This is a genomic window from Devosia rhodophyticola (assembly GCF_028816475.1).
In the GTDB taxonomy this organism is placed as follows: Bacteria; Pseudomonadota; Alphaproteobacteria; order Rhizobiales; family Devosiaceae; genus Devosia; species Devosia rhodophyticola.
The window spans coordinates 2,441,103-2,457,655 of record NZ_CP118247.1; the positions used below are offsets into that span (position 1 = coordinate 2,441,103).

At 58.8% G+C, this 16,553-nt stretch carries 13 protein-coding genes; 5 read left to right on the top strand and 8 right to left on the bottom strand.

Annotation, left to right across the window (positions count from 1 at the left end; genetic code table 11):
• The first annotated feature begins 67 nt into the window (after positions 1–67).
• Positions 68–1,582: an HWE histidine kinase domain-containing protein gene (locus PSQ90_RS11945; RefSeq protein ID WP_282210521.1), complete on the top strand. Its 1,515-nt coding sequence runs from the start codon at positions 68–70 to the stop codon at positions 1,580–1,582.
• On the opposite strand, the gene PSQ90_RS11950 is transcribed toward PSQ90_RS11945, so the two are convergent.
• The 7 genes from PSQ90_RS11950 to PSQ90_RS11980 all read right to left on the bottom strand — a co-directional run bounded on the left by PSQ90_RS11950 (position 1,579) and on the right by PSQ90_RS11980 (position 9,738).
• Positions 1,579–2,013 carry a hypothetical protein gene (locus PSQ90_RS11950; protein WP_282210522.1) on the bottom strand — a complete coding sequence of 145 codons (435 nt, stop codon included), beginning with the start codon at positions 2,011–2,013 and terminating at the stop codon, positions 1,579–1,581. The genes PSQ90_RS11945 and PSQ90_RS11950 overlap by 4 nt on opposite strands.
• A gap of 3 nt (positions 2,014–2,016) precedes the next feature.
• Positions 2,017–2,373, bottom strand: coding sequence for a DUF883 family protein (locus PSQ90_RS11955; protein ID WP_282210523.1), 357 nt, complete (start codon positions 2,371–2,373; stop codon positions 2,017–2,019).
• 212 nt (positions 2,374–2,585) lie between these two features.
• The gene (locus tag PSQ90_RS11960) at positions 2,586–2,738 is read right to left on the bottom strand and encodes a DUF3309 family protein (protein WP_282210524.1); all 153 of its coding nucleotides are present in this window, start codon (positions 2,736–2,738) and stop codon (positions 2,586–2,588) included.
• A 38-nt stretch (positions 2,739–2,776) separates the two neighbouring features.
• Positions 2,777–2,947 carry a hypothetical protein gene (locus PSQ90_RS11965; RefSeq protein WP_282210525.1) on the bottom strand — a complete coding sequence of 57 codons (171 nt, stop codon included), beginning with the start codon at positions 2,945–2,947 and terminating at the stop codon, positions 2,777–2,779.
• 134 nt (positions 2,948–3,081) lie between these two features.
• The gene (locus PSQ90_RS11970; RefSeq protein ID WP_282213056.1) at positions 3,082–3,960 is read right to left on the bottom strand and encodes a transglutaminase family protein; all 879 of its coding nucleotides are present in this window, start codon (positions 3,958–3,960) and stop codon (positions 3,082–3,084) included.
• A 5-nt stretch (positions 3,961–3,965) separates the two neighbouring features.
• Positions 3,966–6,377, bottom strand: coding sequence for a circularly permuted type 2 ATP-grasp protein (locus PSQ90_RS11975; RefSeq protein ID WP_282210526.1), 2,412 nt, complete (start codon positions 6,375–6,377; stop codon positions 3,966–3,968).
• Between the two features lie 4 nt (positions 6,378–6,381).
• The gene (locus PSQ90_RS11980; protein WP_282210527.1) at positions 6,382–9,738 is read right to left on the bottom strand and encodes a transglutaminase family protein; all 3,357 of its coding nucleotides are present in this window, start codon (positions 9,736–9,738) and stop codon (positions 6,382–6,384) included.
• A gap of 401 nt (positions 9,739–10,139) precedes the next feature.
• Here PSQ90_RS11980 and PSQ90_RS11985 point away from each other — a divergent pair, with 401 nt between their 5' ends.
• The 4 genes from PSQ90_RS11985 (at position 10,140) to PSQ90_RS12000 (ending at position 15,241) form a co-directional block, all read left to right on the top strand.
• Positions 10,140–11,369 carry an imelysin family protein gene (locus PSQ90_RS11985; protein ID WP_282213057.1) on the top strand — a complete coding sequence of 410 codons (1,230 nt, stop codon included), beginning with the start codon at positions 10,140–10,142 and terminating at the stop codon, positions 11,367–11,369.
• A 161-nt stretch (positions 11,370–11,530) separates the two neighbouring features.
• The gene (locus tag PSQ90_RS11990) at positions 11,531–13,039 is read left to right on the top strand and encodes a di-heme oxidoreductase family protein (RefSeq protein ID WP_407648118.1); all 1,509 of its coding nucleotides are present in this window, start codon (positions 11,531–11,533) and stop codon (positions 13,037–13,039) included.
• On the top strand, positions 13,039–14,148 hold the full coding sequence (locus tag PSQ90_RS11995; RefSeq protein WP_282210528.1) for an imelysin family protein: 1,110 nt from the start codon (positions 13,039–13,041) through the stop codon (positions 14,146–14,148). The genes PSQ90_RS11990 and PSQ90_RS11995 overlap by 1 nt, the downstream gene beginning before the upstream one ends.
• 1 nt (position 14,149) lies before the next feature.
• Positions 14,150–15,241: a DUF1513 domain-containing protein gene (locus PSQ90_RS12000; protein WP_282210529.1), complete on the top strand. Its 1,092-nt coding sequence runs from the start codon at positions 14,150–14,152 to the stop codon at positions 15,239–15,241.
• Here PSQ90_RS12000 and PSQ90_RS12005 read toward each other — a convergent pair.
• Entirely contained in the window at positions 15,220–16,260 is a 1,041-nt protein-coding gene (locus tag PSQ90_RS12005; protein ID WP_282210530.1) for a LacI family DNA-binding transcriptional regulator, read from the bottom strand. The genes PSQ90_RS12000 and PSQ90_RS12005 overlap by 22 nt on opposite strands.
• Between the last annotated feature and the right edge of the window lie 293 nt (positions 16,261–16,553).

The window sequence follows — 16,553 nt, forward strand, 5'->3', positions numbered from 1 at the left end:
AACGTTGGCGCGAATAGAATGCAACCCGAGTTTGCTTCGGGATCTATTTGATTTGACTGGATATTGAGTGAGAGAGCCTGACATTCCACTGCCTCACACAGTTCTCGACGCGGTGGCAGACATTGAACGGCTGGACGTTCTTAACGCCCTCGAAGTCCTTCCGTCCCGAGCTGATCCAGATTTTGATCGCCTGACGCGATTGGCCGCGCACATACTGGACTGCGAGTTCGGTCTGGTGACGCTGGTAGACAAAGACACGCAATTTTTTAAATCCTGTTTTGGCGTCGACAACCTTGAGCAAAGCCCGGTCGATGCCTCGTTCTGCGCCCACACGATTGCGGCGACGGGGCAGGACTATATGCTGGTTCCCGACCTGAGCGCTGATGAACGGTTTGCCAAAAACCCGTATGTGGTCAACGCACCGCATGTACGGTTTTACGTTGGCGCGCCGATCATTGTGCACGGGCAAAGGCTTGGGTCGCTGTGTGTTCTGGCAACGACGCCGCGGCATGACATCAAACCCTCCCAGATTGACCAGCTGATTGACCTGGCTAACGTTGCTTCGACTTTGTTTTTGCTCAAAGACGAGGCGCGTGTGCGTGCCAAGACGTCCGCAGCGCTGATCCGGGAGGAATGGAGACATGCGCTGACGCTGGAGGCGGGCAAGGTTGGGAGTTGGGTCTGGGACGTGCCGAGCGGCGCGGTGACCTGCAACGAGACATTTCGGCATATGCACGGGCTGCCCGACAAAGGTGAGATCACCAACGAGCAGATAATCGAGGCGATCCATCCGCGTGATCGCGAAACGATGAGGCAGGCGCTAGCAGCGGCATTTTCGGAGGGTGTGGACTATGAGACCGAAGCGCGGGCGCTGGAGACGGGCCGCTGGTTGATCATGCGCGGCCGCGTTTATCAGCGCGATGCACAGGGCACCCCGTTGACGCTGATGGGGGTCAGTCTTGACGTTACCGAAAACAAGAAAACCGCCCAACAAACACATCTGCTACTGCGCGAGCTCAACCACCGGGTCAAGAATACGCTGGCAATGATCCAATCCGTTGCGCGGCAGACCATTCGGCAAAACCCTGATCCGAAGGGGTTCATCAATGCGTTTTCGGGACGGTTGCGCACGATTTCAGAAGTGCATGTGCTGCTGGCGGATCGCGATTGGAGCGGGGTGCAGCTTTATGAAGTGATCGGGGGGCAGTTCGGGCCGGATTTCCTGATCAATCCGCGTCAGGCGCGGGTTGAAGGCGAAGACATTTTTCTGCCGGCCGACCATGCGTTGGGGCTGGGGCTGATCCTGCACGAGTTGACCACGAACGCCGGTAAATACGGGGCGTGGTCCGATGGAAGAGGGCAGGTAGAACTGACGTGGAGCGTGATTGAAGGCGCTGACCGCGGCATTGATATGATCTGGACTGAACGCAACGGGCCCAAGGTCTCTACGCCCGAGGACAGCGGACTGGGGGTCAAGTTGATCGAGCGCAGCCTCGCCAAGATCTTGGATAGTCAGGTGACGCTGAAATTTGACCCCTCCGGGGTTTCGGCGCGGATATGGCTTCCGCTACCACCGGTTTAGTCGTCGTCATCGTTCCTGTCGCCGAGGATGAACATGGCGGCGACGGCGGCGAGGGGGAAGCCGATTTTTCGAGCGAGAGATGATCTAAGAAGCAAGGGCAGAGCCGAAATGGCAGCGCTGGTGATCAGGGCGCTTGATTCAGACGAGCGGCGGCGCTCGGCTTCCTGACGCTTGCGAGAACCTTGCCCGATGAGACTGCCAAGATAGACAGCCATTGCCAGAATAAGCGCGCCGCCCGAGATGGTGAGCGCCGCTGTCAGGGGGCTGAATTTATCAGCCAAAGCAATGTAGCCGGCTGCCAGCGCAAAGCCCAAGGCGATGGCGACAAACAGGCCAATCAGCACGCCCACGATCAGCGTGCGTTTTACATTGTCGGTCAGGGTTTCTAGCTGGATGCCCAAGAGGCCAGCCAGCGGGGCCAGGATTTGCATAGATTATGACCGAGATAGCAGCGCCAGAATGAAGCCGATGCCAATAGCGCTGGCCACGGCCGTCAGGGGCTTGTCCCGGATAGTATCCTTAAGCTGCTTTTCGATGTTGGTGGCCTGGTCCTGCACTTCTTCAACAACGTGCTGGCCCTGACGACGCAGTTGGGAATATTCGGCCTTGGCGGTATGGCGGGCCTCGGAAACCTTGTCGCCACTGATGCGGGTGAGTGAGGTGGCGATTTCTTTTAGATCGGTCTGCAACTGGGTGATCTGATCTTCAAGATGCTGCTCGCGTTCGGTTGCATCAGTGCGAGCGCCCTTGGCTTTGGCTCGGCTGGTGGCGGGATCGGAGGTGGTGGCCATCGGGGTCTCCCATTTTTTGAGGTTGGTGGCGAATAATCGAGTGGCGGCGGCTAGGCGCATCGCACAATCGAGATAAGAAACTCACCCCGGCGCGCAGTGCACAGGCCGGGGTGAAAAGTGCGGGTTCAAAGTGGGGCGACCGTGAACCCGCGAGGCACTCAACCGTCTTGGCGGTTTATCGGCTCGCCGCCGAGCGTGCCTGTTTGTTGGACCTATAGGCGGCCAAGCAGCATCAGGATCAACACGATAACCAAAATGGTGCCGAGGATGCCTGAGGGGAAATAGCCAAAGCCCCGCGAATAGCCCCAGGTTGGCAGGGCACCGATCAACAGGAGGATCAGGATAATGATGATGATTGTCGTCATGACGCTATTCCTTATTATTGTTCGTTGAATTTTCGCTTTTAACCAATGACAAGCAGCATGGCAGTTGCGGCGCTCAGCAAAGCCAATGCGGGCACCAATCCCATCAGCAGATAGCCGTAGTGAATCTGGCCGTCATAACCCTGGATCATCGAGGTCATTGATGGGCGGTTTGAAAGGGCAATCGAAGCGATGCGAGACTGGGTCATCATTCTCTCCGCTGGCGCTTTTCCAGTTAAACCAAGCGTTGGTTGTTCATCAGGCCGCGCGTTGTTGCGCTTGCCAAATGAACGGCGAAGATATGATTTTGGTTCCCGACAAGTTTTATCAGATTATTGGGAAAACACTATTCAAGCCGCAAAACATCGACCGACTGGCTGGCTTCCTGGCTGCCGCTGGTCTTGAGAACGCCAACGATTGGGGCGATGTCGGCATAGTCGCGTCCGTGCCCGATGGTAATATGATCGGGGCCAGCGAGCATGGCATTGGTTGGATCAAACTCGATCCAGCCAGCGGTGCGGCCGCACCAGACGCGCACCCAGGCGTGCATAGCGTCGGCCCCTTCGAGGCGCGGTTTGCCCGGCGGAGGATTGGTGCGCAGGAAGCCTGACACATAGCCAGCGGGAATGCCGAGGCTGCGCAGGCCCGAAATCATGACCTGTGAAAAGTCCTGGCAGACCCCCTTTTTCAGGGCAAAGGCTTCTGCTGGCGAGGTCTCAACGTCAGTGGCCTCGCTGTCATACGCGAAATCGGCGTTGATGGCATTGCACAGCGTCATGGCTTTGGCAAACACCGAGGATGCTGGTGCCATGATCTGGCGGGCGTAGGTGGCGATTTCAGGATCGGACGGAATGCGGCGCGAGACCGCCAGAAAATGGTGCGGGCTGTCTGGGGCAACTGACCAGATCTCGGCCATTTCGGTGCGGAGTTCGATGAGCGTCGGCGACAGATCGGCAGGAGGCATGGTCTGTTCGACCATGACGCGGGCGGTCAGTTTGACGTCGAGGTACTCATGGGCGCCGGAATAGGCAATGGTGGTGACGCCATTGCCGAAAAAATCGGTGAAGGCGCTGGATTGCGTGGGTGGTGGATCACAGGTGAGGGACGCTGCAATGACGCGTTGCACGCCGGGGATGGAGCCGGGGCGGACGCGAATGAGGTGGCGGCCGCCCTGAACCGGGGAATCATATTCATAGTTCAGCTGCAGGCGAATATCGTAGAGCATGGCGGTCATGCGAAGTAGGCCGAGGCAATCAACCCGGCGACTGCACCGATGTCATTGGCAAGGGTTTCCAGACGCTCGGGCGGCATGTCCTGAGGTTCGGCGATGACCAGTTCAGTGCGCAGTTGCAAGGCCGCCTTGGCGGCGGGTGACAATTGGCCATTGTCATTGCCGCCGGGCAGCATTTCAATCTGGTTGCCGAGTTCGGCCAATTGGAACAGAACCGAGCGCGGATTGAGCGGATCGAGCACCAGCAGGTCAACGGCGCTTTGGGCGCCAGCGCTGACTGAATAGCGGCGGCGATGGGTCATGACGCTGTCGCCGATTTCAAGCAGCATTTCCAGCGAACCATCGGGTGCATCGGGGTCGGTCAGCCAACCCGTTATGCGGGCAATCTGGATGCCGCGTTCAAGCCGTCGGCCCAATTCCAGAAACCGCCAGCCGACAAAGCGATACATGTTTTCGTGCACGAGGCCGGAAAAGCCGGCGAGTTTACGCAGGATAACCGTCATGGCGCGGGTGGCGTCGTCGCCGGCGCGAACGCGTTCGGCGAGTCGTCGGGTGCTCTTTTGCAAGTCGTTAAGAGCCAGCCATCCGTCTGGCGAAAAGCGGTCGCGGATCTGGCTGGCGCTATGAACGGCGCTGTCGATGGTGGCTAAAAGGCCTGCGGGTAGAGGTTCGTCGGCGTCGACGTCGATGGAAGCCAGATAATCGCGACAATGCTGAAGGATCGGCAGGTCAGGATTTGAGAGTTCGGCTAACCGGGCGTTGTAAGCGCGCAGGATGCGCACAATAGCTTCGCAACGTTCGGCGTAGCGCCCGAGCCAAATGAGATTGTCGGCGGCGCGGCTAGGCAGGCTGCCGGGCGAATTGCGCTCCAGCTTGTCGCCATCCTTGGGTAACAGCGAAATCGGATCGACCGGCTTTGAGCTGACCACCCAGACGTCGGCGGCCTGACCACCGCGCTGCATGGCGATGGCGGCTGTATCAAGGGTTGAGCCGACGCGGGCAAAGCCACCGGGCATTACGGTCCATCCTGCTTCGGTGCGCGCCGCATAAACCCGCAAAGTGATGGGGCGCGGCTGCAACTTGCCATCGACATAGACGGGCGCGGTCGACAGCTGGACAGGCTCCTGACCGACATAATCGGCGCCGTGCGTGCGGATGCGTTCGATCAGGTTGGCGCGGTGTTCAGGCGAAATGGTCGAGCCCAGGGCGGTACCGCGCTGGTCATCAAACGGCAGGCTGGTTGAAAAGGCCGGGCCAATCATCAAATTATCAAAATTGTCGATGACATAGTCGCGTTCCGATGGCTGTCCGCACCACCAGGTGGCGATTTCGGGCAGTGCCAAGGGCCTGTCGAGCAGGGCCTTGGCCAACCGGGGCATGAATGCGGCCAAGGCGCGCGTTTCAAGAATGCCGGTGCCCAGAGCGTTGATCATGGCGATGGAGCCGTTGCGCAGAGCGTCCACCATTCCGGGAGTGCCGATGCGACTATCGGAACGCAATTCCAGCGGATCGACGAATGATGCGTCCATACGACGCCAGAGCACGCTGACCGGTTTGAGACCAGCTACAGTGCGCACCATGACCTGGCCATTATCGATGGTCAGATCTTCGCCTTCGAGTAGCATGAAACCAAGATAGCGGGCGATATAGGCGTGTTCGAAATAGGTTTCGTTGTGCTGACCCGGCGTGAGGATGCCGACGCGCCCGCCATCCTTGCGGGCATCGGCAAACAGGGAATCGCGGAAGCTGCGGAAAAACCCGGCAAGTCGATGTACGTTCATGCCTGCATAAACGTCGGACAGGGCGCGGGTCGTGGCCACGCGGTTTTCGAGGGCGAATCCGGCGCCCGATGGCGCCTGGGTGCGATCACCCAGAACCCACCAATCACCATTTGGGCCACGACCCAACTCGAAAGCGCAAAAATGCAGAAAATGGCCGTCGGCGGGTTTGATCCCCATCATCGGTCGCAAGAATTCGCCGTTGCGGGCGATGAGTTCAGGCGGCAGCAGGCCGCGCTCGACAAATTTGTTGTCGCCGTAAATGTCGGCGACGACGGTTTCAAGCAATTCGGCACGTTCGATCAGACCATTGGAAATCTTTGCCCATTCGGCCTCATCGATCAGCAGTGGAATGTGGGCCAGGGGCCATGCGCGTTCCTTGCCTTCGGCACCATCATACTTGCGATAAAATACCCCGGCATCACGCAAATATTGATCGGCGCGCTCAAAGCGTGCGCCGAGTTCGGTTGGCCCCAGAGCATCAAAGGCCGCCATCAGCGCCGCCCAGCCCGGCCGTACCGAACCATCGGCAGCAATCATCTCGTCGGGTACGCCCGGTTTGAGGACGTAATCGGCAATCAGGCTGGTGGTGAGCGGCGAATCGGTGCCGCTGGGCTCGGTGTTTGTATCCATGGCGCTAGGTGAAGCTTGCCGGGCGACGCAGGTCAAGCGTTAGCGGAAATTCGTCCGCAGCCTTTTCAGATGCCATGTCAAATCCGCCCGCCGAATAATTGCGTGGTTCAAAGCGCGCCAGCCGCCGCGCTTCGGCTTCGTTGCCATTGACGGGGAATGTGTCATAGCTGCGCCCGCCTGGATGGGCGACGTGGTAGACACAGCCGCCGACCGGGCGTCTGGACCAAAGATCGTAAATATCAAAGACCAATGGCGTGTTGACGGGCAGGCGTGGGTGCAGGCCGGAAGCGGGTTGCCAGGCCTTGAAGCGGACGCCCGCGACGGCAACCCCGGCTATGCCCGTGGTGCGCATCGGCACGGGGCGTTTGTTGCAGGCGATCGCATAGCGTTCCGGATTTAGGCCCTCAAGCTTGACCTGCAGGCGTTCAACTGAGGAATCAACGAAACGGACGGTTCCACCAATGGCACCCTGTTCGCCCATGACGTGCCATGGCTCAAGGGCCTGACGTAGTTCCAGTTTCATCCCCTCATATTCAACCTCGCCGCAGAAGGGGAAGCGAAACTCGAGTTGAGCCTTGAACCAGGCCGGATCAACGGCAAAGCCTGAACGATTGAGGTCGGCCAGCACGTCCAGAAAATCCTGCCAGACATAGTGGGGCAGCATAAACCGGTCATGCAGCGTAGTACCCCAGCGGGTAAAACTGCCAGCCAATGGATCGGCCCAGTAGCGAGCGATCAATGCCCGGATCAGCACTTGCTGGGCCAGCGACATGCGGGCATTGGGCGGCATTTCAAAACCGCGAAATTCGACCAGCCCAAGGCGCCCGGTCGGCCCATCGGGGGAGAATAGCTTGTCGATGCAGATTTCGGCGCGGTGCGTGTTGCCGGTAACGTCAGTCAACAGATTGCGGAACAGGCGGTCGGTCAGCCACGGCGATGGACTTTGGCCCTGTCCGGGTGCTGGCACCTGGGCCATGGCGATTTCGAGTTCGTAAAGACTATCGTGGCGGGCCTCGTCAAAGCGGGGGGCCTGGCTGGTGGGGCCGATGAAAAGCCCCGAAAACAGGTAGGACATGGCCGGATGGCGCTGCCAATGCAGCACCAGTGATTTCAAGAGGTCTGGTCGACGCAGGAACGGGCTATCATTGGGTGTGGCACCGCCGACAACCACATGATTGCCGCCACCGGTGCCCGTGTGGCGACCATCGATCATGAATTTATCAGCGCCCAGCCGACAATTGCGCGCCTCCTCGTAAATCGCGGTGGTGGTGGCGACGCAATCGTCCCAATTGGAGGCGGGGTGAATATTGACCTCAATAACGCCGGGATCGGGGGCGACACGGATGACATTGAGCCGGGGATCATGCGGCGGGCCGTAACCTTCGAGATGCACAGGAAGGTGGATGGCCCTGGCGGCCGCTTCGGTGGCGGCGACCAGTTCGAGATAATCTTCGAGCTTTTCGACAGGAGGCAGAAAAACGCAAAGGCGGTCCTCGCGCACCTCAACGGTGACGGCGGTGCGCACCTCGCCTTCAATTTCACTGATTTCCTGCTCGGTGCGATCCTGCTGTTCTGTGGCCGCAGTAAAGGACGCGGTCGCCTGCGCGCGCGGATCGGCGGCAACGCCGGGTTCACGATGCGTTGGATGTTGGAGCAGAGATCGGGGGTCGGGCAAGTCGCCGCGCGCTTCGCCGGGGTCCTGCTGGACCACGTGAGGAAATTCGGTGGCGTTGAGGTGTTTCAGCGCGGCCAAGGGCAAGCGGTAGCCGGCAGCGCTATCGCCGGGGGCCAGGAACAGTTTTCCGCGCCGGGTTTTCCACATTTCGGTGAGCCATGGGCTGGAGGCTTGAGCGTTCCAGCGCTGGACCGGCAGCACATAGCCGGTGGGGCTGGTCAGGCCACGTTCAAACACTTTGGCAATGCGGGCGCGCGCTTCGGGATCGGCCAGTTCGGAATTGGCCGGGTCAACATTTGGCGGCAGATTGGCTTCGCGCAGCAGCCATTCGCCGGGGTCCTCATAGGCCGCGGCAATGGTTTCGCCGGTCAGGCCAAGGTTCGTTGCAAAAGCTGCAAGAAACGCCTTGGCATCATCGGGTTTGGCTGCGGTCTTTTCGCCTTCGCGGGCGATCAGTTTGGGGTCGGACCAGACGGGCTTGCCGTCGACGCGCCAATAAAGCGAGAAGGTCCAGCGGGGCAGGGTTTCGCCGGGATACCATTTGCCCTGGCCATAGTGAAGGAGCCCTGCCGGGGCGAAGCGCTCGCGAAGCCGGCGGATCAAGGTATCGGCCAGCGCCCGTTTGGTGGGGCCGACCGCATCGGTATTCCACTCGCCACTTTCAAAATCATCCACCGACACAAATGTGGGTTCGCCACCCATGGTCAGGCGTACATCGTGATCGGCGAGGTTTTTGTCGACTTGGTGGCCCAACGTATTGAGAGCGTTCCAGTCCTCGTCGGAAAAAGGTTTGGTGATGCGCGGGTGCTCGGCGACGCGATCAACGCGCATGTCAAAATTGAAGTCGACATTGGCAAAGCTGGCGAGGCCCGAGATCGGGGCGGCGTTGCGATAATGTGGGGTGGCAGCGAGCGGGACGTGGCTTTCGCCGGTCAGAAGGCCCGAGGTGGGGTCAAGTCCAATCCATCCGGCACCGGGCAGATAGACCTCGCACCAGGCATGCAGGTCGGTGAAGTCATGGTCGGTTCCGGCAGGACCATCGAGCGACACCAGATCGGGTTTGAGCTGAATGAGATAGCCCGAAACAAAGCGGGCAGCGAGGCCAAGGTGGCGCAGGGTTTGCACCAGCAGCCAGGAAGAATCCCGGCAGGAACCCCTGGCCGCGCTCAGTGTTTCTTCAGGCGTCCAGACGCCGGTTTCCATGCGCACGATATAATTGACGTGTTGCTGGATCGAGGCGTTGATGGCTGTGACGAAATTGACGGTGTTCATTGGCGTTCGGTCGATGCCGGCAAGGAAGCTGGTCAGCAGGGGGCCTGCGGGTTCGGGCACCATATAGATCGACAAATCCTGCCGAACGTCTTCGGGATAGAGGAACGGCCAGATTTCGGCACTTTCCTCAACGAAAAAATCGAAGGGATTGTAGACCGACATGTCGGCCACCAGATCGACTTCGATCTTGAGTTCGGTCACCGGCTCAGGAAACACAAACCGCGACATGTAATTGCCGTAGGGATCTTGCTGGACATTGACGAAATGATCGGACGGGGTGACGCGCAGGGAATGGCTCAAGACCTTGGTCTTGCTGTGGGGCGCGGGTTGCAGCCGGATGATCTGGGGCTGAAGGTAAACGGGTCGGTCGTACCGATAATGGGTCAGATGATAGACGGCGGCTTTAATTGACATGCCTGGGCGTCTCTCGCTGTAAGGGCCACAATTTCGACTTCCCAAGCCAGCTTATCCCGAGTTTTGGCAGTGCGATAGGCTTTGTGCACGGTACCGGCGTGCAATCGACCAAGAGGACGCATCGAGCCTGTCGTTGATTGGGCGGCATAGCGGGTGTCTCGTCGTCCGGGTTACCCAGGTGTGGGTCAACGGATTGACTTCACTAGGGTTTTTGCCAGAGATCCGATTATCGGGAGCGCTACAGTTTAGAGTTCTTCTAAACTATTGAATTTATTATTGATTTTTAATGTTGATATTGTTAGTCCGCTTTCAAGTGATGCCCCTGATGGGCTTGGAATGGCGTTTTATACTAGATCTGGAGTTGCAAGGTGACGTTACAAACCCGAGGCCTGTTGGCCTCCATGAGCTTGGCGCTGGGCCTGTTTACCGCGCCGGTGGCGGTTTTGGCGCAGGAGGCCAATGTTGAGGGCGTTCTGGCCACCTATGCCGATATTGCACAGGCCGGATATGAAGATGCGCTGGGCAAGGCCATGGCGCTTGAAGTGGCGGTTGATGCGTTGATTGCATCGCCAAGCGAAGAGACATTGGCCGCAGCTCGCGAGGCCTGGAAGGCGTCGCGCCCCGCCTATCAGCAGACCGAGGCGTATCGGTTTGGCAACCCGCTGGTCGATGCCTGGGAAGGGCGGGTCAATGCCTGGCCACTCGATGAGGGTTTGATTGATTATGTCGATGCGAGCTATGGCGCCGAGAGCGACACAAATTCGCTCTACACGGCCAATGTCATCGCCAATACCTCGCTGATGGTCGATGGTGTCAGCGTTGATGCCAGCAATATTACCCCGAACTTCCTGCAGAACGATTTGCAGGAAGCCGGTGGGATCGAATCCAATGTGGCGACTGGCTATCACGCCATTGAATTCCTGCTTTGGGGGCAGGACCTCAATGGCACGGGACCGGGGGCGGGGACGCGGCCTGCCACTGACTATTCAACCGCACCAAACGCCGATCGGCGCGCTGCTTATCTCAAGGCTGCCACGAGCCTGTTGGTAAGCGATCTGCAAGAAATGGCAGGCGGGTGGCAAGCTGATGGCGCGGCGCGGGCGGCCCTGCCCAATCTCGGCATTTCGGCCATTCTGACGGGTATGGGGTCGCTGTCGTTTGGTGAACTGGCAGGCCAGCGCATGAAACTGGGCCTGTTGTTGCATGATCCCGAAGAAGAGCATGACTGCTTTTCCGATACCACGGCGACCTCGTATCTTAATGATGGTATCGGGGTGCGCAATGTTTACCTCGGCAACTATGTCCGCACCGATGGCAGTCAAGTGGATGGGGCGTCGGTTTCCGATCTGGTCGCCGCCAAAGACCCTGCGCTTGACGCCGAAATCAGGGCACTTCTCGATGATAGTGTCAACAAGCTGCAGGTGCTGGTTGATCGGGCTGCGGGCGGAGAAGCCTACGATCAGCAGATCGGGGAAGGCAATGAGGCGGGTAATGCAGCTGTGCAGGCGGCAATTGATGCGCTGATGGCTCAGACGCGGGGCGTTGAGCGGGCCGTTTCGTTGCTCGATTTGGCCAATGTGTCGATTGAGGACAGCGATAGCCTGTCCAATCCGGATGCTGTTTTCCAATAGCGATATGTGACAGGTGGGCTGGTCTCACCGGCCCATCATGCGTCGATCCGGCGCAAGTTTATGGGCGGAGCAGGCATTGCGCCAGCGCAACGCCCGGGGATAGAAAATTGCAACCGACGGGGCAAAGCTGACCCTTTGGGCGTTTTGAGGATCATGGGCCGATGCAAGTTCGTTTGACATTATTGTTGGCGGCAACGCTGATGTCGGGGATTGTGCTGGCGCAGGACAATTTCGGGGTGCGCGGCGATCTGTCGGCCAAGGATCTGGCGCGTGTGCGTGCGGTAACGGCGCCAACGACCGATTTCAGCAAAGCCGAAAAGTTCGAGAACATGCAGGCGGGTGCTGCAACTACCAAGAAGGTGGTGGATGCCAATGTCTATTCGCACTTTCAGGCCAATCTGAGTTTTGCGCAGCAGGCAGATTTCGGGGTAGGGGATGCGTTGTTCCGAAAACTCTGGATATCAGCGCCCTCCTCAACGCAAGCATCGGACGGGTTGGGTCCGCTGTTCAATTCGCGGGCCTGTCAGAGTTGCCATGTCAAGGATGGTCGCGGGCATGCACCGAGTCCTGATGAAGTAGCGGAATCCATGTTCCTGCGCCTTTCGGTGCCACCGGGTGACAAGGACACGCGGCAATCACTTGATGGTATTTTTGCGGGCGAAGTGGGCGACCCTACCTATGGCACGCAATTGCAGAATTTTGCCGTCGGTGGCCTGTCTGCCGAGGGGCGCATGGCAATCGATTATACCGATCTGCCGGAAACGCTTGGTGATGGGAGCGTGTTAACGCTGCGCAATCCGCACTATTCGGTCAGCGATCTTGGCTATGGGGCAATGGCGGACAATGTGATGCTCTCGCCTCGGGTGGCGCCGCCCATGATCGGGTTGGGGTTGGTTGAACAGATTCCGGCTGAGGATATTTTGGTGCACGCGGACCCGGCTGATAGTGACAGCGATGGCATATCCGGCAAGGCCAACTACACAATTGAACCAGTGAGCCAGACAGTGATGTTGGGCCGGTTCGGCTGGAAGGCCGGGATGGCCACAATCCGCTCGCAGGCGGCCGCAGCCTTTGCAGGCGACATCGGTATTGCGACGCCTTTGGTCAACAAGCCATTTGGTGACTGCACCAGCAACCAGGCGGCCTGCCTGGCAATGCCGACGGGCGAACAGGTCCGGCTTGGTGTTTCCGAAGCACCGGACCCGGTATTGGACATGGTGACGGCCTATTCGCAAACGCTGGGCGTGCCCGAGCGACGCAAGGTCGATGATCCACAGGTCTTGCTTGGCAAGCAGGCGTTTTACCAAGCAGGATGTGCTTCCTGTCATGTGCCAAAATTCGTGACCTCGCGTGATGCCGATAGCGCGCATAAATTTCAACTGATCTGGCCCTATTCGGATTTCTTGCTGCACGACATGGGCGAGGGTCTGGCCGATCACCGGCCCGAGGGGCTGGCGGACGGCTATGAATGGCGCACGCCGCCGCTTTGGGGGATAGGCCTGAGCGAAACTGTTGCCGGGCAAGAGCAGTTTTTGCACGATGGACGGGCGCGTAGCCTGAGCGAAGCAATCCTGTGGCACGGCGGTGAAGGGCAGGTGGCGCGTGATAATTTTGCCAAACTGTCGGCGTCGACTCGCGATGATCTGATTGCTTTTCTGGAGTCGCTGTGATGCGCAAAATCCTGGTTTTGCTGATGCTGACAATGGTGGCGCCGGTAATGGCGCAGGAAGGCAAATTGCCGCCACCCAATGCCGAAGCGGCAAAATATCCGCTGGTGACGCGGTCCAGTGTTCTGGAGCGTGCTGTCAATGACGTGATCCGGCCGGCGTTTCAAAATTTCAAGGACAAGACCGACGCCATGACCGTGGCGATGGACGGGCTTTGCGTGGCGCCCAGTAGTCCCAATCTGGATGATGCAAAACTGGCTTTTGCAGATGTGGTTGATGCCTATTCGCGGGTCGAGTTCTTCACGATCGGGCCATTGGGGCGGGACAATCGAGCCGAGAGGATCTTTTTCTGGCCCGATCGCAAAGGCATTGGCTTGCGACAAGTGCAGCAAGTGTTGGCCCAAGAGGATGAGACAGCGACGACGCCCGATGGTCTGACCAGCAAAAGTGTGGCCGTTCAGGGGCTGGGAGCGTTGGAGTTTGTGCTTTATGGGACCGGTAACGATACCCTAACCAGCACGGACGGCGACTTTCGCTGCCGGTTCGGTTTGGCAATCAGCAAGAGCCTTGCCAATATCGGGTCTGAACTGGTGGTTGACTGGATGGCAAGTGATGGGATTGCAACCCATTTGATGGAACCACGCGAGGACTACGCCGACTATCGCACCAAGATCGAGGCACTCGAGGAGCTTGTTGGTTTCATGTCGCACGGAATGGAGGCCATCAGGGATACACGGCTGTTGCCGTTTATCGGGCGCGAGGGAGCGCCTAAGCCCAGGTTGGCGCCTTTTTGGCGGTCGGGACTGACGATGGCGGCGGTGCAGGCCAATATCGAGGGATTGCAGACTCTTTTTGAGAAGTCGCAGATTGCTGACGCCGTGGGGCCGACCGACATGGGGTTGCGTGCTTCGGTTGAGTTTGAATTCGCCAATGCTTTTCGTGCTGTTGATCTTGTTTCGTTGCCGGTTGATCAGGCCGTAACACGGAGCAAGCAAATGTCGGCGCTCAATTATCTGGTAATTGTCACGCAGTCGCTGCAGACGGTATTTGGTGAACAATTGTCAGCAGCGCTTTCGCTTTCGGTTGGGTTTTCAGCGCTGGATGGTGACTGACATGTGGCAGCGGCGGGCATTCTTGCGGGCGGCGGGTGTTGGCTTTGTTGCCAGTCTTTTGCCCGCGCAGACCGAGGCGCTGGATCGGGCCGATCTCGTCTTGGCGGCGGCGGTTCAAACAAGTGCGGGCAAATATGGGGCAGCGCTGGTCAGTGAGCGGGGCGAGGTGGTCAGCAAGCTGACCTTGCCGGATCGCGGGCACGATATCGTCTTTTCGCCTTCAGGCGCGCGGGGCGTGGTATTTGCCCGCCAACCGGGCACATTTGCAGTGGTGTTTGATCCAGCCGGGAGCGTGGCGCCGGTGACCCTGACCAGCCCCGAAGGGCGGCATTTTTACGGGCACGGGGTTTTTTCGCCCGATGGGCGGCTGCTTTACGCCACCGAAAGTGATTTCGAGGCGGCAAAAGGGGTGATCGGCATTTATGATGCGACCGACGATTATCGTCGCATCGGGGAAATGCCGACTTATGGCACCGGGCCGCATGAGCTGTTGCTGATGGGCGACGGGCAAACGCTGGTGATTGCCAATGGCGGGATCGAAACGCACCCCGATTATGGACGCGCCGAGCTTAATCTCGATACGATGGACCCATCGGTGGTGTTTGTGGATCGCACGAGCGGCGAGCTGATCGGACAGGTACGCCTGGCAACCGGGCTGCACCAACTTTCGATCAGGCATATGGCGATTGATGGACGGCAACGGGTCTGGTTTGGCTGCCAATACAAGGGTGAAATGGCGGATCGGCCGCAACTGATTGGTTATGCGACGCGGGACGGGGAAATCAAGCTGGTTGAATTGCCGGGCGATCTGCTGGCTGACATGCGCAATTACATCGGTTCTGTTGCCGTATCGGCGGACGGGGAGATGATTGGCGTCAGCTCGCCAGTTGGCAATCTGGTGGTGGCGATCAGTGCCGAAACAGGCAGGCCCAGTGTGATTGAAACCGTGCGCAATGGCTGTGGGTTGGCACCGCAGGGTGCGGGATTTATCGCTTCAAGTGGAGACGGTGCGCTGCGCGGCTTTGCGGGCGCGACGCAAGCCGATCAGGCATTTGAATTCGGCTTTGACAATCATTTGGCCGTGCTGGCCTGAGTCTTTGTCGGTGCGGGGCCGGAGGACTGGCGTAAGACCAGATCGACGGGCCAGAGTTCGTGAATGGATTCGACCGGTTTTCCGGCCAGCAACTGCTGGAAAAGCTCGGCAATGCGCACCCCGGCAGACCGCATGGACGAGCGGGTGGTGGACATTGAGGGCACCATATTGTCGGCATTGAGGTAAGGGAAAACGTCGTCGTGCGCGATCATCGAGACGTCTTCTCCCAAATTGAGACCAGCAATGCGCACGGCGCGAAAGACCCCTAGCGCCGTCATCATTGAGCCGGCAAGAAATGCCGTCGGTGGTTGGGGCAGTTCAAGCATGGTTTGGGTGATGCGAAAGGCAGCTTCGTCGGTGAAACTGGAATTGGCGATCAAGCCCCGGTCAATGGGCACGTTGCGGTCCATGAGAGCAGTGCAGTAGCCGGCTTCACGATGTTCGGCGAATGTGCGCCCCTTGATGCCGTTCAGAAGGGCGATGCGTCGGTGGCCCAGATCAATCAAATGGGAGGCGGCGCGTTCCATAGCGCCCTGATTGTCAATGTCGAACCAGGCGTGAGGTTCGTCGATTTCGGTGCGGCCGTGCAGGACGAAGGGCAGACGCAACTTGGTCAGTAGTCGAGCACGATCATCGTGCAGGGTGGGGGAGTGCAACAGGACGGCGTTGACGGATTGGCTGGCAGCAAGCCGTCGATAGGTGGCAACTTCTTCTTCGTGGTTATCGACCGTTGAAACCAGAATATCCATTTCCTTGTGGGCAAGGCCCGTGCCGATCCCGGCCAGAAATTCTGTCATGTGTGGGCCGAACTCGGTCGATCCGCGCAAGACGAGCCCGATAGTGCTGGCGCGACCCGTCGCCAGCCGCAAGGCATTGGCGTTGGGGCGATAGCCCAATCGGTCAGCGGTTTCCATCACGCGCAGACGCGTTGCTTCGTTGACCTCGGGGTAGCCGTTCAAAGCCCGGCTGACCGTGGTCTGGGACAATCCCAGATGTTCTGCGAGGTCTTTTAGTCTCATTGCTTTATGGCCCCGCAACGCCCTGAATAATACCAGTAACGCTGTGGCTATAGGGCGCTCAGATCGCCGTCAACATGCGGACCTGACGTTCTCCTCCGTGGTTATTCAAAGCGATTTCAAATTTTTGCGCAACCCGGAAAATAAGACTCAGAATTTTGAGGTGCGTTCATCATCCGATTTGGTGTGCTTGCCGAGTATGACGAAGTAGCGTCCGTTTTAACTAATTGATTTGTCTATCTAAAATAGGATAGATGTGAAAGCTGGAGCGGAAATTCGAAAATCCATGCTTGACA